This is a genomic window from Methylophilus sp. 14 (genome assembly GCF_015354345.1).
In the GTDB taxonomy this organism is placed as follows: Bacteria; Pseudomonadota; Gammaproteobacteria; order Burkholderiales; family Methylophilaceae; genus Methylophilus.
In genome coordinates, this window is the sequence record NZ_JADKYS010000006.1 from 19,177 (window position 1) to 40,414 (window position 21,238).

Annotated in this window: 19 protein-coding genes; 11 read left to right on the forward strand and 8 right to left on the reverse strand. The window is 51.1% G+C overall.

The window, feature by feature from the left end:
• Nucleotides 1-47 precede the first annotated feature (47 nt).
• Nucleotides 48-1,511 (forward strand): leucyl aminopeptidase family protein, encoded by a 1,464-nt coding sequence (locus INP78_RS12505; protein WP_194742624.1) that lies wholly within the window; start codon nucleotides 48-50, stop codon nucleotides 1,509-1,511.
• Here INP78_RS12505 and INP78_RS12510 read toward each other — a convergent pair.
• Genes INP78_RS12510 through INP78_RS12520 form a run of 3 tightly spaced genes read right to left on the reverse strand, consistent with a single transcriptional unit; the run spans nucleotide 1,508 to nucleotide 3,600 of the window.
• On the reverse strand, nucleotides 1,508-2,734 hold the full coding sequence (locus INP78_RS12510; RefSeq protein WP_194742540.1) for an FAD/NAD(P)-binding oxidoreductase: 1,227 nt from the start codon (nucleotides 2,732-2,734) through the stop codon (nucleotides 1,508-1,510). The two genes, INP78_RS12505 and INP78_RS12510, sit on opposite strands and share 4 nt — an antisense overlap.
• Before the next feature lie 36 nt (nucleotides 2,735-2,770).
• On the reverse strand, nucleotides 2,771-3,190 hold the full coding sequence (locus INP78_RS12515; RefSeq protein WP_194742541.1) for a TIGR01244 family sulfur transferase: 420 nt from the start codon (nucleotides 3,188-3,190) through the stop codon (nucleotides 2,771-2,773).
• Nucleotides 3,191-3,234: 44 nt separating this feature from the next.
• Nucleotides 3,235-3,600: a helix-turn-helix transcriptional regulator gene (locus tag INP78_RS12520; RefSeq protein ID WP_194742542.1), complete on the reverse strand. Its 366-nt coding sequence runs from the start codon at nucleotides 3,598-3,600 to the stop codon at nucleotides 3,235-3,237.
• A 232-nt stretch (nucleotides 3,601-3,832) separates the two neighbouring features.
• Here INP78_RS12520 and INP78_RS12525 point away from each other — a divergent pair, with 232 nt between their 5' ends.
• Nucleotides 3,833-4,498, forward strand: a complete 666-nt coding sequence (locus INP78_RS12525; RefSeq protein WP_194742543.1) for a Crp/Fnr family transcriptional regulator — start codon at nucleotides 3,833-3,835, stop codon at nucleotides 4,496-4,498.
• Nucleotides 4,499-4,624: 126 nt separating this feature from the next.
• On the forward strand, nucleotides 4,625-5,218 hold the full coding sequence (locus INP78_RS12530) for a glycine zipper 2TM domain-containing protein (protein WP_194742544.1): 594 nt from the start codon (nucleotides 4,625-4,627) through the stop codon (nucleotides 5,216-5,218).
• A 47-nt stretch (nucleotides 5,219-5,265) separates the two neighbouring features.
• Here INP78_RS12530 and INP78_RS12535 read toward each other — a convergent pair whose 3' ends face one another.
• The 3 genes from INP78_RS12535 to INP78_RS12545 form a co-directional block, all read right to left on the reverse strand.
• Nucleotides 5,266-5,811, reverse strand: coding sequence for a Smr/MutS family protein (locus tag INP78_RS12535; protein WP_194742545.1), 546 nt, complete (start codon nucleotides 5,809-5,811; stop codon nucleotides 5,266-5,268).
• A gap of 60 nt (nucleotides 5,812-5,871) precedes the next feature.
• Complete coding sequence (trxB, locus tag INP78_RS12540) at nucleotides 5,872-6,822, reverse strand: thioredoxin-disulfide reductase (protein ID WP_194742546.1); 951 nt, start codon at nucleotides 6,820-6,822, stop codon at nucleotides 5,872-5,874.
• A gap of 94 nt (nucleotides 6,823-6,916) precedes the next feature.
• Entirely contained in the window at nucleotides 6,917-7,378 is a 462-nt protein-coding gene (locus tag INP78_RS12545; protein ID WP_194742547.1) for a Dps family protein, read from the reverse strand.
• A 110-nt stretch (nucleotides 7,379-7,488) separates the two neighbouring features.
• Here INP78_RS12545 and INP78_RS12550 point away from each other — a divergent pair, with 110 nt between their 5' ends.
• From INP78_RS12550 to INP78_RS12580, 7 genes are all read left to right on the forward strand, one after another.
• On the forward strand, nucleotides 7,489-9,801 hold the full coding sequence (locus tag INP78_RS12550; RefSeq protein WP_194742548.1) for a DNA translocase FtsK: 2,313 nt from the start codon (nucleotides 7,489-7,491) through the stop codon (nucleotides 9,799-9,801).
• Nucleotides 9,794-10,417 (forward strand): outer membrane lipoprotein chaperone LolA, encoded by a 624-nt coding sequence (lolA, locus tag INP78_RS12555; protein WP_194742549.1) that lies wholly within the window; start codon nucleotides 9,794-9,796, stop codon nucleotides 10,415-10,417. The genes INP78_RS12550 and lolA overlap by 8 nt, the downstream gene beginning before the upstream one ends.
• Nucleotides 10,418-10,440: 23 nt before the next feature.
• Nucleotides 10,441-11,751, forward strand: a complete 1,311-nt coding sequence (locus INP78_RS12560) for a replication-associated recombination protein A (protein WP_194742550.1) — start codon at nucleotides 10,441-10,443, stop codon at nucleotides 11,749-11,751.
• 40 nt (nucleotides 11,752-11,791) lie between these two features.
• Nucleotides 11,792-12,154: a GxxExxY protein gene (locus INP78_RS12565; RefSeq protein WP_194742551.1), complete on the forward strand. Its 363-nt coding sequence runs from the start codon at nucleotides 11,792-11,794 to the stop codon at nucleotides 12,152-12,154.
• Nucleotides 12,155-12,192: 38 nt separating this feature from the next.
• Nucleotides 12,193-13,467: a serine--tRNA ligase gene (gene serS / locus INP78_RS12570; RefSeq protein ID WP_194742552.1), complete on the forward strand. Its 1,275-nt coding sequence runs from the start codon at nucleotides 12,193-12,195 to the stop codon at nucleotides 13,465-13,467.
• A 285-nt stretch (nucleotides 13,468-13,752) separates the two neighbouring features.
• Complete coding sequence (locus INP78_RS12575) at nucleotides 13,753-14,652, forward strand: hypothetical protein (RefSeq protein WP_194742553.1); 900 nt, start codon at nucleotides 13,753-13,755, stop codon at nucleotides 14,650-14,652.
• 352 nt (nucleotides 14,653-15,004) lie between these two features.
• Nucleotides 15,005-15,433: a hypothetical protein gene (locus INP78_RS12580; RefSeq protein WP_194742554.1), complete on the forward strand. Its 429-nt coding sequence runs from the start codon at nucleotides 15,005-15,007 to the stop codon at nucleotides 15,431-15,433.
• A gap of 29 nt (nucleotides 15,434-15,462) precedes the next feature.
• Here the strand turns inward: INP78_RS12580 and mltF are convergent, their stop codons facing one another.
• The gene (mltF, locus tag INP78_RS12585; RefSeq protein ID WP_194742555.1) at nucleotides 15,463-16,932 is read right to left on the reverse strand and encodes a membrane-bound lytic murein transglycosylase MltF; all 1,470 of its coding nucleotides are present in this window, start codon (nucleotides 16,930-16,932) and stop codon (nucleotides 15,463-15,465) included.
• An 18-nt stretch (nucleotides 16,933-16,950) separates the two neighbouring features.
• On the reverse strand, nucleotides 16,951-17,625 hold the full coding sequence (gene rpiA / locus INP78_RS12590; RefSeq protein WP_194742556.1) for a ribose-5-phosphate isomerase RpiA: 675 nt from the start codon (nucleotides 17,623-17,625) through the stop codon (nucleotides 16,951-16,953).
• A gap of 152 nt (nucleotides 17,626-17,777) precedes the next feature.
• Between rpiA and mfd the strand changes: the two genes are divergently transcribed.
• Entirely contained in the window at nucleotides 17,778-21,185 is a 3,408-nt protein-coding gene (gene mfd, locus INP78_RS12595) for a transcription-repair coupling factor (RefSeq protein WP_194742557.1), read from the forward strand.
• The last annotated feature ends 53 nt before the right edge of the window (nucleotides 21,186-21,238 follow it).

Sequence of the window (21,238 nt, forward strand, 5' to 3'; positions counted from 1 at the left end):
TTTGCTACGTTTATTTAATGTTTTATATAAGAGTGTTTTATAACAATATGCGCATAGAGTGGTCCCAAACTTCCGAAGTGAATTCAAGCTTATTGTCAGGGTACGCCAGGCATATTCTGGTCGTGTTTGAAGAAAAATTACTGTCCTCAGTGCCGTTTACTGATGGCTTGGCAAGCCGGTTGCAACGCGCTGGCATGACTGTGGCAGATTTAAAAGACAAGCCACTGACACTAGAATTGGCAGACGGTGCATTGGTTAGCCTGTGCCAGTTAGACGCAACGGCACCTACATTTACCTTGGCCACGGCACTGCGTGCGGCAGTCAAACCACTCTTGGCCGAGCATCCGGAACGGATTGCACTGGCAGTGATTGCCAAGAAACAGGCATCCCTGTTTGCCAGCCTGGCTGCCTATGTCACGCTGGTGAATGCGCAGGCACTGCCAGTGTTAAAGCAGAAAACATCCAGTCCAAAATTGCGTGACATCGGTGTGTTTGGCGTTGCGCATATTGACTGGAAAGAAGAAGTGACTGCGCTGGTTGCGGGCAACACGGTATGTCGCGCATTGACCATGACGCCGCCCAATATGTTGACGCCCGCGCTTTACCGGCAATGTTTGCAAACCATGGCCAGTGAAAAAGGCTGGCAATATGCTGAATGGGACACCGATGCGCTCAGGCAATTGGGTGCGGGTGCCTTTGTGGCTGTCGCGCAAGGCTCTGAGCCGCAAGACGCCGCCATCGTTCAATTGTCTTACCGTCATCCGCAAGCCGAAAAAACACTGGCATTGGTGGGCAAAGGTATTTGTTTTGATACCGGTGGCCATAATTTAAAGTCAGCCAAATATATGCAGGGCATGCACCAGGATATGAACGGCAGCGCGGTGGCGGTCGGGGTGTTACAGGCTATCAGTGCGCAGCAGTTGCCAATCAATGTCGATTGCTGGCTGGCCCTGGCGCAAAACCATATTGGCCCCAATGCTTATAAACAAAATGATGTGATTACTGCGCTCAATGGCATGACGATTGAAATCGTGCACACCGACGCCGAAGGTCGTATGGTGCTGGCGGATACCTTAACGCTGGCCAGCCGCGGCAAACCCGATGTGATGATTGATTATGCAACGCTGACAGGTAGCATGCAAACCGCGTTGGGCTCACGCATGAGCGGCATTGTGGCTAATCAGGCTGCCTTGGCACAGCAAATGGTAGAGGCGGGCGCAGCCAGTGGTGAGCGCGTGGTGGCTTTCCCGTATGCTGCGGATTACGACAGCGCACTGGATAGTGAGATTGCTGATATTAAGCAGTGCACCATGGATAGCGATGCCGACCATATGCTGGCGGCGCGATTTTTAGGCAAGTTTATTGAGGGCGATGTGGATTGGTGCCATATTGATCTGTCTTCTTACAGCCATAAAGATGGCCTGGGCGCCGTGGCCAGCGAGGTGAACGGCTTTGGTGTCGCGCTCACCTTGCAATGGTTACAGGCTTTTATGGCAAGCAAAGGGCGTTAACCGCAGGCGCCGCAGCGTGCCAGCCATTCACGGCCCTTGAGCATCAGGTGCCAGTAAAGCGGTGGTAACACATATTTTTTGAGCAGCCATGCAGTGCGGCGCGGCTTGGTCGAGTCCCACGGGAAGGTCGGCACGATTTTTCCGCCATAGCCAAATTCGGCCAGGATGATTTTGCCTTTTTCTACCGTCAGTGGGCAGGAGCCGTAGCCGTCATAACGCGAAGGCAGGGCTTGCCCGGCACGGGCTGCCAGCAGGTTTTCGGCAGCGATCACTACTTGCTTGCGTGCGGCGGCGGCTGTTTTAGCATTCGGCGTGTTGGTGCAATCGCCAACACCAAAAATCTCCGGATAGCGCATATGTTGCAGGCTGTGCTGGTCAACCTCTACCCAGCCATCGGCATTGGCTAGTGGGCTTTGTTTGATGAAGTCTGGCGCAATTTGTGGTGGCACGACATGCAGTAAATCAAAGGTTTCGCTAACCCGACTCACATTGCCTTCGGCATCCTTGATATTAAACCAGGCGGTTTTGCCCGGGCCATCGACCTCGACCAGCGTGCTGTTCAAATGCAAGTCCACCTGGTAGCGACGGATATACTGCATTAAAGGCTCTATATATTCTTTGACGCCAAACAGCGTCGGCGTCGCGCTGTAGAACGAGGCTTTAATATTGCCCAAGCGACCTTTACCCAGCCATTCGGCACAGGATAAATACAGGGCTTTTTGTGGCGCGCCTGCACATTTAATTGGCATTGGTGGTTGGGTAAACAAGGCTTTGCCTGATTGCAATTGTTGCACCAGTTGCCAGGTGTAAGGCGCCAGGTCAAAGCGATAATTAGAGGTCACACCATGTTTGCCCAGTGTCTCTGGCAAGCCTTTAATGCCTGCCCAGTTGAGCGTCAAGCCAGCCGCAACCACTAATTGCGCATATTGAATCGTGCCTAGTTTATCGGTAATGACCTGTTTTTGTTCTGGTTCGAACTTGGTTGCTGAGGCTTGCAACCAGGTGATGCCTGCGGGAATGCAGTCAGCCATGGCGCGCACTGTTTTTTGAGCCTCAAACTCACCGGCACCGACTAGTGTCCAGGCAGGCTGGTAAAAGTGCTGGTCAGACGGTTCTATGATGGCAATGTTGAGTGCTGGGGCGCGTTTTTTCAGGCTAGCAGCGATGGCGCAGCCAGCGGCACCGCCGCCTACAATGACAATGTCAAATTTGGATGTACTCATGGGATTGATTGATCTTGCTTTCTGCGTTGTTGTTATTTAATCGTTAAACCAGTTTTTGACTTTATTAATCAAGCCATCTTGTGCCGCGGGCTGGCTGCAACAGGCGGGTTTGCTTGCTGCTGGCGCCTGTGAGGCCAGTTGATACACTTGATTGGCGCGGTTGCCTGTGCGGCAAAACCCGAGTACCGGGCCTGGATGTGCGCTTAATAAGGCCTGTAATTGTTGCGCGTGAGCGGGTTGGATCTGGTTAGGCAGCACCGGGATATGTGCGTAAGCCATGCCCAGCGCCGCTGCTTTTGCAGCGAGGGTGGCGTTAGTGGGTTGCGACTCGCCGCCTTCGCCATCGGGCCTGAAATTCACCACCAGCGTGATGCCTTGTGCGGCCAGTGTGTCCAAATCAGATGCAGTTAACTGGTCGCTGATACTGTAGCGTTGATCTATTGTTTTAATATCCATATATTTTAATGTCCATGCGTTTTCAAATCTTAGGTTTAAAGTGCCTATGCGCTTTTGAGTTGTGCGGTCTCTGTCTTTTGGGAAAACGCCTGCTTTTGGCAAAATTCGCGATGTAGCACCTGAATCACCGCCAGGGCTGCTGGGCTGCCTATGCTGTAAAACACATTTTTGCCTTCACGCCGCGTGCTGACCAGTTGCGCCTCGCGTAATACGGTTAATTGTTGCGACAGGCTGGGTTGCCTCAAATTCAGCCTGGTTTCCAGCTCGCTGACCGACTTCTCGCCCTGTGATAATTGACATAGCAGCATCAACCGATCAGTGTTCGCCATTGCTTTCATCAACTGGCTGGCCTGATCGGCTGAGGCTCTTAACTGGTCAAAAAGATCCACCGCAATATCCGACGTTTGCATAATACCCCTTGAATTATCATTTATTTTTTATACTATTTATACGTTGAAATTCAATCATAAACCTGTTGTCACAGATTGTGTACGCTTTAACACAGTTGTGGTTGCTAGTGAACATGATTTGAAATCAATCTATGGTAAAGTTTGTCGCACAAATTAAAAGTGAGAGGCCATTGTGGTGGCCCTCACCGTTACAAAAAACACTGGCACAATAAAAACACTGGGGATTATCGGGATGATGCAATCACTTTCATGGATCAGCTTGTTTCCGGAACTGGAAGCACTGGACGACACGGCTAAAAAACTGCTCACGCAATATGCACGCATTGTGGAGGCGCCGATTGGCACTATCGGTTATCGCGAAGGCGATCACTGTGGTGGCTATGTGCTGCGACTCAAAGGCCGTTCGCGCGTGTATAAAATGTCTGCCAGCGGTCGCGAAATCGTGTTGTACCGCGTGGGCGCCGGTGAAACCTGTGTGATTACCACCACGTGCTTGCTAGGCAATAGCCAATATCCGGCCTCGACCATTGTCGAAGAGGAAATCCAGGATGTGATTGTGCCTGACACCACCTTTCACAAGCTGATGATTGATTCGCCGGTGTTCCGGCAATATGTGATGCAAAACTATGGTGCCCTGATCAGTGATTTGATCGTGTTGCTGGATGAAGTGGCTTTTCAAACGCTGGATGCGCGCTTAGCCAAGTGGTTGCTCGATATGGGTAACAACACCATTCAACGCACGCACCAGCAAATTGCCGATGAGTTGGGTACCGCGCGTGAGGTGATCAGCCGCCAGTTGAAACGCCTGGAGCAAAAAGGCTGGTTGACCATGGGGCGCGGCGTCATCGAAATCCAGCAGCGCGGTGAATTACTCAAACTGGCTAACAGCGGCCAGTAAGCTTCGTATCTGGCCGGATACAAAATTCTCCCGGCTTCGATACATCCTCGCGTCATCTCTCATGATTGAATGCACGTTAACAAGATAACTGCAGTGAGCAGTGTGCTTCAAGAGAGGAAAACGAGCATGCGTAAATTAATCTTATCCAGTATGGTGATGATGGCGGCGAGCCAGGCAGCGTTTGCCGATGCAGAATATATTGACCGGGCCAGAGTGCTGACGGTCGCACCGCAAGTGCAGCAAATCAACCAGCCACGCCAGGAATGCCATACCGAATATGTGCGTGAAAGTGTGTATGAGTCTAATCGCTCTAATACGGGGGCAATTGTCGGTGGGGTGGCCGGTGGATTATTGGGCAGCACCATCGGTCGCGGTAACGGCCGTATCGCCGCCGCCGCGGTCGGTGCCGGTGTCGGCGCGATTGTGGGTGACCGTGTCGGCAACCAGAATAGCTATGGTAACGAACGCATTGTCACGCGCCCGGTTGAGCAATGTGTGATGGTAGACCAATGGCAAACCGTGACTACCGGCTATGTAGTGAATTACGAATATCAGGGCCGTCAATATTCGACCATGATGGACCGGGACCCGGGCCCGGTGCTGGATGTGGCCGTGTCAGTCAGACCGAATGTGGTGCAGATTCAACCGATGCCAGTGCCAGGATACCGTCCGGCGGCGATGCGAGGCCGTGGGCCGCATCAGCATCGTCAATATTGGTAATGAGGTGTGATGAATAAGCGCGATGCCAGTGAATGGCATCGCGTTTTTTATGCTTTAAGCAGCACGATCACTGCGCCGCTGCCGCCATCCGTGGCGCGTGCCTGCGCATAGGCAATCACTTCGTCTTTTTGCATCAGCCAGTTACGTAATTTGTGTTTGAGTACCGGCTCTTTATTGCGTGAGCCCAGGCCTTTACCATGCACAATCCGCACACAACGCAAGCCGCGCTTTTTGCAATCAGCAATAAATTCTGAGACATATAACCTGGCTTCGTCACTAATCAGGCCATGCAGGTCTATATGCGCTTGTACCACCCAATGGCCACGGCGCAGCTTGCTCAACACCATGGGCGATTGGCCTTCACGCAAATAAAGTAATTCTTCGCCGCTTTCGAGCTCGTGGGCTGGAATGTAATGATCGCTGAGTGAGTCGACCAGCGCCTGCTGTTCGTCCCTGATCAATTGCCGTGGGATAGGCTTGGGTTTTTTAGGGGCGTGAGAAATACGGTTGGTTTTCACCGGGCGCGCGCCTTTCACTGCTTCGTGAAACAGTGAAACATCATCTTCCTCTTTGTCCGGTAACTCGTTTGACATGCTGTAATTTTAAAATAAAAAAGCGCACCGGGGTGCGCTTCTTCATGTCTTACCTCGGATTTACTCCAGGCTGGTCAAATAACGCTCGGCATCTAATGCCGCCATACAACCCGTGCCAGCGCTGGTCACGGCCTGGCGGTAGATATGGTCTTGCACGTCCCCGGCGGCAAATACACCTGGGATATTAGTCGCAGTAAAGTTACCCTGACGGCCGGTGTGCGTCACAATATAGCCGCCTTCCATTTCCAGTTGGCCTTCAAAAATCTGCGTATTCGGCTGGTGGCCAATGGCAATAAACACACCTTTAAGCGCAATATCTTTAGTGGTACCAGCGTTGACATCTTTGAGACGCATGCCGGTCACACCGGTATTGTCACCCAAGACTTCATCCAGCGTTTGGAACGTTTCCAGAACGATTTTGCCTTCTTTGACGCGGTCCATCAGTTTGTCGACCAGGATGGCTTCGGCCTTGAATTTGTCGCGGCGGTGTACCAAAGTGACCTTGCTGGCAATATTGGCCAGGTACAGCGCTTCTTCCACAGCCGTATTACCGCCGCCAATCACGGCAACTTCCTGGTTGCGATAGAAGAAGCCATCGCACGTGGCACAGGCAGACACACCTTTACCAGCAAAGGCTTCTTCACTTGGTAGGCCTAAATATTTAGCAGAAGCACCGGTAGCGATAATGAGCGCGTCACAGGTATATTCACCGTTATCCCCCACTAAACGAATTGGTTTTTCTTTGAGATGCGTGGTGTGGATATGATCAAAAATCATCTCGGTATTAAAACGCTCGGCATGCTGTTGAAAGCGCGCCATCAGTTCTGGACCCATCACGCCATTGGCATCGGCTGGCCAGTTATCCACCTCGGTGGTAGTCATCAGCTGGCCACCTTGGGCCAGGCCGGTAATGAGCACCGGGTTGAGGTTAGCACGGGCAGCATAAACCGCTGCGGTATAACCAGCAGGGCCTGAGCCAAGAATCATTAAACGGGCATGTTTTGTTGCCATGATGAGATTTCCAGTATTTGGTGAGTTATTTTTATATAGATGGGGATGGGCACGCTGTTTTAAATGCCCATCCGGTAGAAAAATGCTGCAGGAATTACTCTAACAAGCTGCGCAGCATCCAGGCTGTTTTCTCGTGCAGTTGCAAACGTTGGGTCAGCAAGTCTGAAGTGGCTTCGTCAGAGGCTTTTTCCGCCGCGGGGAACACGCTGCGTGCCGTACGGCAGACCGCTTCATGGCCAGCCACCAGTTCACGGATCATGTCATTTGCCTTGGGCACATCCACAGTTTCATCAATCGAGGTCAATTTGGAGAACTGGGCGTAAGTGCCTGGGGCATACACACCCAGTGAGCGGATACGCTCGGCCACCAAGTCTACGGCTAGTGCCAGCTCGGTATACTGGGTTTCAAACATCAGATGCAAGGTGTTGAACATGGGCCCGGTCACGTTCCAGTGAAAGTAGTGCGTTTTCAGATACAGGGTATAAGTATCTGCCAGCAATTTTGATAAGCCGTCTGCAATCTGCTGACGGTCTTCGTTATTGATACCAATGTCCATACAGGGCTCCTTATTGTCGTTGAATGTATTTTAAAAGCTAGAGTGGCTGTGTGCAATTTGATTTTGTTATAATCATTTAAGTTCACTCTTGCAGAGAAAGAGACAACATATTGTTTTTTAATAAGAAAAAAGTTGCTAACGTCCGTCTGGAAAAAGTTTCGACGGAGAAACAGCTACGTGATGCCAAGTTGCTGCGTGAGGTGTCGTGGATTGCGCTGGCAGCACTCGGCGTGTTTCTGGCTGTGATTTTAGCGACTTATTCGCATGAAGATCCAGGCTGGACGCATGCGATCGGCGAAAATGACACCATCCATAATGCCGGTGGTTCAGTCGGTGCCTGGGTGTCGGATATTTTCCTCTCCTTGTTTGGTTTTTCATCCTGGTGGTTTGTGGTGCTGGCTTTTTATATGGTCTGGCTCATGTACCAGCGTTTGCACCTGGACCCGGTTGAGAAGCATGACTGGTGGCTGAATGGCGTCGGCTTTGCCCTGATGCTGCTGGCATCAGCGGCGCTTGAGTCTGGGCACCTGGTCAGTTTTCCGGCCGATTTTCCACTCAAACAAGGCGGTGTGATCGGCAGTGGCATTGATCATTTATTGCGCAATATGTTTGGCTTTGCTGGCTCCACCATGCTACTGCTGGTGTTATTTGCGACGGCATTTAGCTTGTTTACCGGCTGGTCACTCATCACCATGAGCGAGCAGTTAGGGGAGTGGGTGATCCAGTTTTATCAATGGAGCCAGCTCAAGTACCAGGATTGGCAAGACCGTAAAGTGGGCCGCCAGGTACTGCAGGCACGTGAAGAGTTTGTCGAGGCCGAGCGCAAGCGCATTGAAGACCGCAAGCCAGTCGAAATTACCGTGCCGGAAGTGGTCATTGAGCCTAGTGAGCGTGTTGTCAAAGAGAAGCAGGCGGTGTTATTTGCCGCCATTGAGCAAGAAGGCCTGCCGCCTTTGCATTTACTGGATGTGCCTAACCAGTCGGTTGAGTTGCAATCAGCCGAAACCCTGGATTTCACCTCACGCCTGATCGAGCGCAAGCTGATGGACTTTGGCATTGAAGTCAAAGTTGTCACCGCGCAGCCCGGGCCGGTGATTACACGTTATGAGCTGGACCCTGCACCGGGTGTCAAAGGTAGCCAGATCACCAACCTGGCCAAAGATCTGGCGCGTGCCTTGTCTGTGATCAGTGTGCGTGTGGTGGAAACCATTCCAGGCAAGAGTTTTATGGGCCTGGAAATCCCCAACCCCAAGCGCCAGATTGTCTCCCTGTCTGAAATCATGGGTAGCCAGGCCTATGCCGATTTGAATTCCCCGTTGGCCATTGCCATGGGTAAAGATATTGCCGGTAAGCCCATTGTGGCGGACCTGGCGAAAATGCCACACGTGCTGGTTGCCGGTACCACCGGTTCTGGTAAATCTGTGGCCATTAACGCGCTGATTTTGAGTTTGTTGTATAAGTCCGAAGCCAGCCGCGTGCGCATGATCCTGATTGACCCGAAAATGCTGGAACTGTCTGTGTACGAAGGCATCCCGCATTTGCTGGCGCCTGTGGTCACCGATATGCGCCAGGCGGCTAACGCCTTGAACTGGTGTGTGGCCGAGATGGAACGTCGCTACAAATTGATGTCTACGCTCGGCGTGCGTAACCTGGCAGGCTATAACCAGAAAATCCAGGAAGCGAAGAAGCAGGGCGTGTCGATTCCACATCCGTTTAGCTTAACGCCGGATGAGCCAGAGCCATTGGAAGAAATGCCATTGATCGTGGTGATGATTGACGAATTGGCTGACTTGATGATGGTGGTGGGCAAAAAGGTCGAAGAGCTCATTGCACGCCTGGCGCAAAAAGCGCGTGCGTCCGGTATCCATCTTGTGCTTGCCACGCAACGCCCTTCGGTGGATGTGATTACCGGCCTGATTAAAGCTAACGTGCCAACGCGTGTCGCGTTCCAGGTATCAAGCAAAATTGACTCACGCACGATTCTGGACCAGATGGGCGCAGAAACCTTGCTCGGGCAGGGTGATATGTTGTATCTGCCGCCAGGTAGCGGTTACCCGCAGCGTATCCACGGTGCGTTTGTCAGCGATGGCGAAGTGCATAATGTGGTTAACTTCCTCAAGGCGCAGGGCGAACCAAACTACATCGAAGGCATTCTCACCAATGAGACCGAGGGCGGCGATCTGGATGCCTTGCCTGGTGGCAGTGATGCTGGTGGTGAGAAAGACCCGCTGTATGATGAGGCCGTGGCGATTGTGTTAAAAACACGTCGCGCGTCGATTTCATCGGTGCAACGCCAACTGCGCATCGGTTATAACCGCGCAGCCAGGTTAATTGAGGATATGGAACGTGCCGGACTGGTCTCTGCCATGCAAAGCAATGGCAACCGCGAGGTATTAGTGAAGGCCGGAGGAGACCATGAATAAAGGATTCACCAGAACATTGTTGGCATTGTGCAGTTGGAGTGTGATGACCGCTGCCCTGGCCGATGGTGTGGACGATTTGAAGCAGTTTTATCAAAGCACACAGGCCATGCGTGCCAATTTCAAGCAAACCGTGTTTGACCAGAAAGGGCGCAAGCTGCAAGAGGTCAACGGCACCATGTTGTTACAGCGGCCTAATAAATTCCGCTGGGATTACCAGAAACCGTATGAGCAGCAGATCATCAGTGATGGCCGCCAGGTATTTCTGTTTGATATCGACTTGCAACAAGTGACCGTACGAACGGTAGATAAAGTGTTGGGCACCAGCCCTGCCGCATTGCTGGCGGGTGGGCCCAATGTCGAAGAAAGTTTTCGCCTGACCCGGTTGCTGGATTTTGAAGGCATGCAGCGCGTACAAGCCAAGCCCAAGCAAAAAGACAGCGGCTTCCAGGTGGTGATTATTTCGTTTGACCACAGCAAACTGGCCGAAATGCGCCTGGTAGATGCGTTTGGTCAAAGCACGCATATTGTGTTTTCCAATGTTGAGGTGAATCCCAGCCTCAACACCAATCAGTTCTTGTTCTCGATTCCTAAAGGGGTGGATGTCGTTGGCGAATAATCGCTTGCGCATCAACAGCAACCATGTCCTCCCTGTTTGAACCACAAACCCCTTCTTCCGTGCCACTGGCTGAGCAATTACGGCCTAAAACGTTGGATGAAGTGGTTGGCCAAACCCATTTGCTGGGCGAAAGCAAACCACTGCGCCGCGCCTTCGAGTCCGGCAAACTGCCCTCCATGATTCTGTGGGGGCCGCCGGGCGTGGGTAAAACCACCTTGGCTCGCCTGATTGCACAAACCGCCGATGCCGAGTTTGTGCCCTTATCCGCCGTGCTGTCTGGCATTAAAGATATCCGTGAAGCGGTTGAGCGCGCGGAAATGACCTTGCAGCAAACTGGCCGCAATACCATTTTGTTTGTCGATGAAGTGCACCGCTTTAACAAAGGCCAGCAGGATGCTTTTCTGCCGTTTGTGGAAAGCGGGCTGATTACCTTTATTGGCGCCACGACTGAAAACCCTTCTTTTGAAGTGAATAGCGCCTTGCTGAGTCGCGCCCAGGTATTTGTGCTCAATGCCCTGACGGAAGCAGAATTGGCTGAGCTGCTAGCGCGCGCGCGGCTTAAAGTGGCGCCTGAGGTGCAATTGACCGAATCTGTCACCGAACAGGTGCTGGCCTACGCTGATGGCGATGCCAGACGCTTGCTCAACTTTGCCGAAGGCTTATTTAACGGAGCAGTGGCTGCCAAGGTCAGTGAGATTGACGAATCCTTTTTGCAGTCGACCATGGCCAGCAAAATGCGCCGTTTCGACAAAGGTGGCGAAGCTTTTTACGACCAGATTTCTGCTTTGCATAAATCTGTGCGTGGCTCTAACCCTGATGCAGCGTTATATTGGCTCATGCGCATGCTGGATGGCGGCGCAGACCCGCTATATCTTGCGCGCAGAATTATCCGCATGGCCTGGGAAGATATTGGTTTAGCTGATCCGCGAGCGATGCAGATTGCCAACGATGCCGCACTCACGTTTGAGCGTCTGGGCAGCCCGGAGGGCGAATTGGCGCTGGCGCAAGCGGTGATTTACTTGGCCGTGGCCGCAAAAAGTAATGCTGGCTATATGGCCTACAATCAAGCCAAAGCCTTTGTCGCACAAGACAAATCACGCGCCGTGCCGCTACATCTCAGAAACGCGCCAACCAAACTGATGAAAGCGCTCGATTACGGTAAAGAGTACCGCTATGCGCATAATGAGCCTGGCGCTTACGCGGCGGGCGAACAGTATTTTCCAGATGATTTAGAACCACAACCGTTTTACCAACCCACGCCACGCGGATTGGAAGGTAAAATAGGCGAAAAACTAAAACATCTGAAAGAACTGGATAAACAGGCAAAAAAATAGTTTAGCCACAGAGGGCACAGAGCTCACAGAGAAAACCAATATGGATGATTTGACAGGTCAGATTATCGGAGCGGCGATTGAGGTGCATCGTGAGCTTGGCCTAGGTTTGCTGGAGTGTGTTTATGAGGCTGCCCTTTGTCATGAACTTGGTTTGCGTGGCATTGCTTATCAGCGTCAGGTTGCAGTAGATATATCGTATAAAGGTGTCGTCATACAAGGGCAGCGCCTTGATTTACTGGTGCATGGCGAAGTGATTGTAGAGTTAAAAGCGCAATTGAAACTGCCAGAGTTTGCACAGGCACAATTGATTTCATATTTAAAATCAACAGGTTTGAAGCGTGGCCTGTTGATTAATTTTGCAGAGCCTAAATTGGTCAATGGAGTAAAACGGTTTTCTCTGTGAACTCCGTGGCCTCTGTGGCTAAAATAAAGAAAGAACCCATGTTAGATATACAACAACTGAGAAATGATTTGGACAATGTTGTCGCTCGTCTGGCAGCACGTAAGTTCGTGTTCCCTGCCGAAGAGTTCAAGGCGCTGGAAGCGCAGCGTAAAACCATCCAGACCAATACCGAAAACCTGCAAGCCAAACGTAATGCAGCGTCCAAACAAATTGGCATTGCTAAGTCTAAAGGCGAAGATGCCAGCGCGATTTTGGCTGAAGTTGCTGGCTTGGGAGATGAGCTAAAAGCAGCAGAGTCGCAGTTGGCTGAGATTCAGGCCAACATGCAAGCGTTGATGCTGAATGTCCCTAACTTGCCGCACGAGAGCGTGCCCGTTGGTCAGGATGAAAGCCAAAACGTGGAAGCACGCCGTTGGGGCACGCCACGCAGCTTTGATTTTGAGGTCAAAGATCATGCCGATGTGGGTGCGCCATTGGGCCTGGATTTTGACACCGGCGCCAAACTCTCAGGCGCCCGTTTTACCCTGATGAAAGGGCAAATTGCCAAACTGCACCGCGCGATTGCGCAGTTTATGCTCGATACGCAAACTGACAAGCATGGCTATACCGAGTGCTACACGCCGTATATGGTTAACCGCGAAACCCTGGTGGGTACCGGTCAATTACCCAAGTTTGAAGAAGACTTGTTCGTCACCGCGCACAACGACAGCAAGCTCTACCTGATTCCAACTTCTGAGGTGACACTGACCAACACCGTGCGTGACGAAATTGTGGCTGCGGACAGCTTGCCGATTAAATTGACTGCCCATACGCCGTGCTTCCGTTCAGAGGCAGGTTCTTATGGCCGTGATACCAAAGGCATGATCCGCCAGCACCAGTTTGATAAAGTCGAAATGGTGCAGATTGTGCACCCTGAGACCAGCTATCAAGCGCTGGAAGAAATGGTTAGCCATGCCGAAGCGATTCTGCAAGCACTGGAACTGCCGTATCGCGTGGTGTCATTGTGTACCGGCGACATGGGCTTTGGCGCAGCGAAAACCTACGACCTCGAAGTCTGGTTGCCCGCGCAAAATACCTACCGTGAAATTTCTTCGGTGTCTAACTGCGAAGCCTTTCAGGCGCGTCGTTTGCAAGCGCGTTTCCGCAACGCCAACGGCAAACCTGAGTTATTGCATACCTTAAATGGTTCTGGCCTGGCGGTAGGCCGTACGCTGGTGGCGGTGTTGGAGAACAACCAGAATGCCGATGGCAGCGTGACGATTCCTAAGGTGTTACAGTCTTATATGGGCGGCAAAACGGCACTGACTGTGTAATCGATTCGTCACAGTGGTCATTAAGATGCCTTGGCTAACAACCAAGGCATTTTTGTTTCTGCTGTACATGTTTGCTCAATCAATGTCAGATATGAAATTCTAAGAAAAAACTTATCTAATCCTCTGATTCTTAATGACTAAATCTAATTTACAACCTTGTGTATTTTCAGTAAGTAGCGAAACGGTATAACACCCAAGCAATCAGATTGGTGACAATCGCCTTGATAGATTTTCACGATAGTGAGTTAATTAAAGCTTATGGCGTGACGCCCAAAGGAGAAAAAATTGCTAAATGACACAAGAAGAATGGGTGCCACTGCGAGACGAGAGCTTAGATTATTTTTATTTATGCTCATCTCGCTATTAATTGTGAGGGAGAACGTTGCGCTTTCTGAACCGGTTTCACAAGGGATTGAGGAAAAATCATGGAACGAACGTAGCTGGGAGGAAAGGGTTTATAAGTCTAAATATGAAGATCGCTATACCTTTAAGCATGGTAAACCTTATACCCTTGACCCTTGGACTTGGGGCTACACTAAAGAGTTTGCAGATCGTTTCCGTATGCCTGAGAAATGGATCGAACCCGAGCTTAAGGGCGCTCTTGCCGTTGCTTGGAGAATGACAACTCTGGGCAATACCCTATGTGGTCTAGGAGGAAAAGAAGATAGCTGTAAGAAGCCTCTCAATTGTCAGTTAGATGTTTATTACGATAACAAGATAAATATTCCTTGGATTCGTCCTGAGGTAGTTAGAGATAATAGGGTCCCCGATTTAAGTTCCAATATGTATTTAGAAATCCCTCCTGCCAAATGGCCTCCTGAAGTCCAAGCTAGTCCAACTGGAGGGGGATTCCAATTCGGCAAGTTTAACCAGGGAGTGTCGTTGGTTGTAAATTTTGATCGAGAGTTTCAACCTGGAATAGGCTTTATTAGTTGGATGTTTAATGGGGTTTGTCCACCTGAAAATTTAGGGGCAGAGAGAGTCATCACAATATTTACGGATCCAGAAGATGCGCAAAAATATAGCCGCGGAGAAATCGCAAAGAAGGACGTGCGGATATTGCATACAATTGAATTTCCTGAGGGATTTATAAAGCGTGCGAGAGACGTGTATGAGATTCAAAACCAACTAAACAATGAGTTCTTAGACAAACTTATTCAGGAATCTCTAAAAAGCCGTAAGTGACTACTAAGTTCAAGAAAGCTCGCGTAGGGCGTACCCGTTTACGGTACGCCGAATGACAACAATCTCACACTAATCGACAAGTCTATGGATTACCGACGACGCGCATGGCATATCCCCCAAGTTAGGGTGGTGAAATGGAACGAGGCAGAATGATGAAGATTGATGCTATGTTTGAGTCAAACATACGGCGTACCACAAGCGGGTACGCCCAACGCGGGATGCGGCCTAAATAGGGCCAGTGATGTCTGATGTAGTGAAGGTGTGGACTGTTTACGACATTTGTATTCATCGAGCCATTTATAGATATTTTTCTATTGAGATAAGTAACACCTTAATTTAAAGGAGCCTAAAAATGTTAAGTAGAAACCAAGGGCAATGGTTTGCGGATAATTATCAGAAAGTACGTGTTTTCTGCTTTATTGCTCTCGCCATAGTGTTCGCTATTTACGTGATGTTAGTTATTCAAACAGGAATTGAAAAAGGAAAGGCATGGATTCCATATGCCCCTAAAGTATCAGTTCGTGAAAAGTTTAACTGTGATGCAAGAATAACCGATTACAGAGTTAATCATCCCGTCGAATCTATGCCTAAAGTTAATCAGGCAAACGGTTGGCTGTTGGAACGTTACTACACGCTTGCGTTTGATGCGGATTGGTCACTTAGAGTTTTTCCTGAGTGTTTGGGTGCCACGCTAGCAGATCTTAAAGACAATCCAAACCCTGTTGTCATCTATATATATGACACTCAAACTCGACAGTCTATCTACAAAATTACAAGATGATAATTAATTAGGTAAGATTAAATTTGGTTTTAAGATGCCTTGGCTAACAACCAAGGCATTTTTATGTCTGCAATCTTGTATGGGTCTACACCAGGGTCGTAGGTCGGGAAGTATTTTTGCATGATCTGGTAGTAGCTGCGCACCAGTTCGGTATAAATCACCGGCGCGCCACAGCTACAGTAGCCGTGCTTGGCATTCACATAATAAGCAGGGTCATTGAGGAGTTGATAGCCGCGTTTGACGTCTGCCCAGCTATCGGGGTTCAAGCCCAGTTTTTGCGCGATGATGCGCGCATCTTCGAGGTGGCCGACGCCATTGTTGTAGGCGGCCAGGGTCATAAAGGTGCGGTCTGGTTCTGGGATGCGCGAAGGGATGCGGTCTTTCATCCAGAGCAAAAATTTGGCGCCCGCCATCACGCTTTGTTTGGGGTCTAGCCGGTCGGTGACGTTCATCATGTTGGAGGTTTGTTCTGTGAGCATCATCAGGCCGCGCACATTGGTGGGTGAGGTGCTGTAGTTGTCCCAGTGGGATTCCTGGTAGCTCAGTGCCGCCAGCAGGCGCCAGTCGATGTCGGTGATTTCCTGAGCGCCTTTAAATAGACGCACATATTTGGGCAGTAGCGTCTGTGACTTGCTTAAAAAGGTGGTGACATCGACGGGTTTCAGGCGTTTGGTGTGGCCATGATAACGGTCTAATAAATTACGTAAAGTACCGTCTTTTTCGATTTTTCTAAAAAAGGCCTGCACTTGCTTAAGCCGTTCTTCGCCATGCAGTTTGTTGAGCGCCCAGCCAATTTTATCGGCCTGGCCCAGCATCATGCCTGCATCCAGTTGTGGGTAGTTGTATTGCATGATGGCGACCAGGTGATTGTCTGCCACGGTAAAGTCGATTTCGTTGCGTGCGACGGCTTCAATCAGTTGTTCTGAGCTGAGTTTGTCAGTTTCTTTCCAGGTCAGCGTGGGGGATTTTGATTGTAATTCGCGCATGCGATCGACAAAGCTGGTGCTTTTGGGCAGCACAATGCGTTTTTGGAACATGGCTTCTGCATTGTTGGGCTCGCTGTTTTTATCGCGGTTATACACCACCATGGCTTGCACCTGGTTAAATGCCGGGCCAAATAGCACCTGGCGTTTGCGCGCGGGGGTGATGCTGATGTCTGCCGCGGCAATGTCGGCGTCGCCTCTGAGCAGGGTGGGGAACACTTTGTCAAAACTATCGACGACGATGAATTCCAGCCGGTATGGCGCCCCCAGGAATTCGACAAAACGTTTGGCCAGGTCGTACTCCAGTCCGGCATAGTTGTTCTGGCTGTCGATAAAATACGTGCTGGGGCTGTTGATGGTAACGAAGCGGATGGTGTAGGGGTCTGGTTTGGGTTTGCTACGCGCCAGGTGTTTCTGGTTGCTGTTGTCGCTACATGCCAGCAGCGCAGCACACAAGGCGACCAGCATGATCTTTAGCCATGTCGTCTGCCTCGCCTTGCCTGAAAAAAACCGCATAAAACTTGGGACTGCCGCTTAAGCGCGTGTCTCAACCTTACCTTGGTCTGCAATGAGGATGGTGGTGGCCAGTTTGGCAAAAATGCCGTGTTCCACGACACCAGGGATGTTGTTAATCAAGGCATTCAGGGCATCGGCATCCAGGCTGGCATCAAAGCGCATATCCAGCACCAAACTGCCGTGGCTAGTGATGGACAAGCCATCTTTGGCGACATTTTGGCGCAATTCACCTACGCCACCAATCGCTTCCAGACTACGCTTGGCGGCTTGCCAGGCAAATGGCATCACTTCAATCGGGATGGCGAAATTTTCACCAATACGGCTGACCAGTTTGCTTTTATCGGCAACCACGATGAATTGTTTGGCGGCTTTGGCCAGCAGTTTTTCCATTACCAAGTCGTAGCCACGGCCTTTGAGCAAAGCATTGTCTGGCGTGATTTCGTCTGCACCATCCACATACAGGTCAATCTGGCTCAGTTGGGATAAACTCAACACGGTGAGTCCGGCAGACTGTGCCTTGATCATGCTGATATTTGAACTGGCAACGGTGGTGATGCGTAGGTTTTCAGTGCGCTGCTGTTCGGCCAGTGCGTCAATAAAGTAATTGGCTGTGGACCCGGTGCCCAACCCTACGATCATGTCGTTTTTAACGTAGCTGGCGGCTTCCAGCGCGACGGCTTGTTTATCGTTCATATATTTCTTCTCCGTGCTGGTGTGTTTTGTTCGCTCGGGCGTCTTGCGTGTCATTCAGTCACTGTCTGTGGACGCTTGCAGTTATAATAGCAAACTCGGCAGATTCGCCAAGAAATACTCGTCTAACCTGAGCAATAAGATTCTAATTTTTTATGGCAGTTTCACTCCCCGTTATCGGGCATCCGCAGCGTTTTTCTTTTCAAAGTCAGGGCCTGGATAGCCGGGCATTGGCCGAGCTGGCCTGTGGTTTAAAAGCAACAAATACACCGCTGGTGGTACTCACTGCGAGTGCGTTTGAAGCACAGCGCCTAATGGATGAAATCCCGTTTTTTGGCCGAGAGAGTAAGGGCGAGGCCATTCAGGTGCATTTACTGCCAGACTGGGAAACACTGCCTTACGATGTGTTTTCGCCGCATCCTGATTTAACCTCCGAGCGTCTGGCCACGCTGTATCAGCTCAGCCAGAACCAGAGCAATGTAGTGATTGTGCCGATGGCGACGGCCTTGCTCCGGCTGCCACCGGTCGCCTATTTGGCGGCACATACTTTTATGCTCAAAAAAGGGCAAAAGCTGGACGTCGACGCCTTACGCAATCAGTGTGCGCAAGCGGGGTATCACCATGTGAGTCAGGTCATGGGGCCGGGCGAATTCAGTGTACGTGGTGGCCTGGTTGATTTGTATCCCATGGGCAGCGCATTCCCATATCGCATAGACTTGTTTGATGACGAAATCGAGACCATACGCACCTTTGATATCGACACTCAGCGCAGCGTCTATCCCGTGCCAGAAATCCGTATGTTGCCTGCGCGCGAGTTCCCCATGGATGAGGCGGCGATTACACGCTTCCGTAGCCAGTTCAGGGAATACTTTGAAGGCGATCCGCAGCGCGCCAAAATTTATAAAGATGTGAGCAAAGGCACGCCCAGTGGCGGTGTAGAATGGTATTTGCCTTTGTTTTTTGAACAAACGGCCACCTTGTTTGATTACCTGCCTGCGCAAACAATGTTGTGCCTGCATGGTGACCTCGATAAAGCCGCCCAAACTTTTTGGGCCGATGCCAATAGCCGCTACAAGCTCATGGCATACGACCCCGAAAAGCCTATCATGCGGCCAGAAAGCCTGCTGCAGAAGGCCGATGATTTTTTCAGGCAAACCCATGCGTTTGCCATGGTGAGCCAGCAACTGGATATTAAAAAATTATTGCCAGCGGTTGATGTAGACCGACGTGCCGAGCAACCGCTACATAAATTGCAGGACTTTATCGGCCAGTTTGCTGGCCGAGTATTGATTGCGGCAGAAAGCTTGGGCCGGCGCGAAACCATTGCCCAGTTATTTGCCGAGCACGGCTTAACGTTCTCGCTCACCGAAGATTGGGCTGGCTTTGCGCAGTCCACCTTCCAGGTCATGCTGGGCGTTGCACCACTGCATCAAGGCATGGTCGATGACAACCTGGCGGTGATTACTGAAGCTGAGCTTTATGCCAGCACCGTGCGCCAGCAACGGCGCCGTAACCAGGAAAAAGCGCGCAATGCCGAAGGCATGCTTAAGGACTTGTCCGAGCTGCGCCTGGATGATCCGGTGGTTCACGAGCAGCATGGGGTAGGGCGCTACAAAGGTCTGGTCAATATTGACTTTGGTGAGGGTGAAACTGAGTTATTGCTAATTGAGTATTTTGGCGATGACAAACTGTATGTGCCCGTGTCGCAACTGTTCCTGATTTCACGTTATTCTGGCGGCCCGCCAGAGAGCGCACCGTTGCATCGCTTGGGTAGCGGCCAATGGGACAAAGCCAAGAAAAAAGCCCTTAAGCAAATCCGTGATACGGCGGCAGAGTTACTGAACTTGTACGCGCAGCGCGCCTCGCGTCGTGGGCATGCATTTACGCTCAGTTTGCATGATTACGAAGCGTTCTGTGAAGGCTTCCCGTTTGAGGAGACACCAGACCAGCTGGAGGCGATTGAAAACGTCATTAAAGACATGCAATCCGGTCGACCCATGGATCGATTGGTCTGTGGCGATGTTGGCTTTGGTAAAACTGAGGTCGCTTTGCGTGCTGCTTTTGTGGCCGTGATGGGCGGCCGTCAGGTAGCCGTGTTGGTGCCAACCACCTTGCTGGCTGAGCAGCATTACCAGAACTTCTGTGACCGCTTTGCCGAATGGCCGATCAAAATTGCCGAAATTTCCCGTTTTAGAACTGCCAAAGAACAGGCAGAGGCGCTTAAAGGTCTGGCCGATGGCAGCATTGATATCATCATCGGCACGCACAGACTGATCCAGAAAGATGTGCAGTTTAAAAACCTGGGCCTGGCGATTCTGGACGAAGAGCATCGCTTTGGCGTGCGCCAGAAAGAGCAAATGAAAGCGTTACGCGCAGAAGTCGACGTGTTAACGCTGACGGCGACGCCGATTCCACGCACCTTGAGCATGGCGATGGAAGGCTTGCGAGAGTTCTCGGTGATTTCGACGCCGCCACAAAAACGGCTGGCGATTAAAACTTTCCACACGCCATATTCTGACGGCATCATCCGCGAAGCGGTCATGCGTGAGTTCAAGCGCGGCGGCCAGGTGTATTTCCTGCATAACGAGGTGGATACCATTTATGTGATGAAGGAAAAACTGGAGAAGATCGTGCCAGAAGCCCGCATTGCGATTGGCCATGGCCAGTTACGCGAACGCGAGCTGGAGCACGTCATGCGCGACTTTTACCAGCAACGCGCCAATTTGTTGCTGTGTACCACCATTGTTGAAACCGGCATTGACGTGCCCACCGCCAACACCATGATTATCAACAAAGCCGATATGTTTGGCCTGGCGCAATTGCATCAATTGCGTGGCCGCGTCGGCCGCAGCCATCATCAGGCGTATACCTATTTGCTCACGGACCCGGACCGTAACATCACGCCACAGGCGCAAAAGCGCCTTGATGCGATTCAGTTGCTCGAAGACCTGGGCGCAGGCTTTCACCTGGCCATGCATGACCTCGAAATCCGCGGGGCAGGTGAGCTGCTAGGTGACAGCCAAAGTGGTGAAATGCAGGAAATCGGCTTTAACCTGTATTCCGATATGCTCAATCACGCCGTGAAACAGCTCAAGGCTGGTAAAGAACCAGACCTGGACGCACCATTAGGCGTGACGACAGAAATCAACCTGCATACGCCAGCCTTGCTGCCAAATAACTACTGCCCGGATGTACACGAGCGCCTGGTGATTTACAAACGGCTGGCCAACTGCGAGGACGACGACGCACTCGACGCCATGCAGGAAGAACTGATAGACCGCTTTGGCTTATTGCCAGAGCCGGGCGAAGCCCTAATCGCATGCCACCGCCTGCGCATTGCGGCCAAACCGCTAGGCATTATTAAAATCGACGCCTCAGATGCCGCCATTCAGTTGCAGTTTAATGTGAAGGCCGACCTTGACCCGATGAAACTGATCAGCCTGTTGCAACGCGACAAACGCTGCCGCATGAATGGGCCGGATAAATTACGGGTAAGCGTGCAGTTGGGTAATCTCAATCACCGTGTAGAGTTGGTGAAATCATTGTTGAAAGAGTTTTCTTAATCAGAATTAAAAAGGCCAATGCTTTTTGTATTGGCCTTTTGGTCAAGCTTAGC

Coding starts and splice junctions, on each gene's coding strand:
- INP78_RS12525 (WP_194742543.1), top strand. CDS start 3,833: ATGATGCAATCACTTTCATGGATCAGCTTGTTTCCGGAACTGGAAGCA.
- INP78_RS12560 (WP_194742550.1), top strand. CDS start 10,441: ATGTCCTCCCTGTTTGAACCACAAACCCCTTCTTCCGTGCCACTGGCT.
- trxB (WP_194742546.1), bottom strand. CDS start 6,822: ATGGCAACAAAACATGCCCGTTTAATGATTCTTGGCTCAGGCCCTGCT.
- INP78_RS12515 (WP_194742541.1), bottom strand. CDS start 3,190: ATGGATATTAAAACAATAGATCAACGCTACAGTATCAGCGACCAGTTA.
- INP78_RS12510 (WP_194742540.1), bottom strand. CDS start 2,734: ATGAGTACATCCAAATTTGACATTGTCATTGTAGGCGGCGGTGCCGCT.
- serS (WP_194742552.1), top strand. CDS start 12,193: ATGTTAGATATACAACAACTGAGAAATGATTTGGACAATGTTGTCGCT.
- INP78_RS12520 (WP_194742542.1), bottom strand. CDS start 3,600: ATGCAAACGTCGGATATTGCGGTGGATCTTTTTGACCAGTTAAGAGCC.
- INP78_RS12580 (WP_194742554.1), top strand. CDS start 15,005: ATGTTAAGTAGAAACCAAGGGCAATGGTTTGCGGATAATTATCAGAAA.
- INP78_RS12530 (WP_194742544.1), top strand. CDS start 4,625: ATGCGTAAATTAATCTTATCCAGTATGGTGATGATGGCGGCGAGCCAG.
- INP78_RS12565 (WP_194742551.1), top strand. CDS start 11,792: ATGGATGATTTGACAGGTCAGATTATCGGAGCGGCGATTGAGGTGCAT.
- lolA (WP_194742549.1), top strand. CDS start 9,794: ATGAATAAAGGATTCACCAGAACATTGTTGGCATTGTGCAGTTGGAGT.
- mfd (WP_194742557.1), top strand. CDS start 17,778: ATGGCAGTTTCACTCCCCGTTATCGGGCATCCGCAGCGTTTTTCTTTT.
- rpiA (WP_194742556.1), bottom strand. CDS start 17,625: ATGAACGATAAACAAGCCGTCGCGCTGGAAGCCGCCAGCTACGTTAAA.
- INP78_RS12545 (WP_194742547.1), bottom strand. CDS start 7,378: ATGGACATTGGTATCAATAACGAAGACCGTCAGCAGATTGCAGACGGC.
- INP78_RS12535 (WP_194742545.1), bottom strand. CDS start 5,811: ATGTCAAACGAGTTACCGGACAAAGAGGAAGATGATGTTTCACTGTTT.
- INP78_RS12505 (WP_194742624.1), top strand. CDS start 48: ATGCGCATAGAGTGGTCCCAAACTTCCGAAGTGAATTCAAGCTTATTG.
- mltF (WP_194742555.1), bottom strand. CDS start 16,932: ATGCGGTTTTTTTCAGGCAAGGCGAGGCAGACGACATGGCTAAAGATC.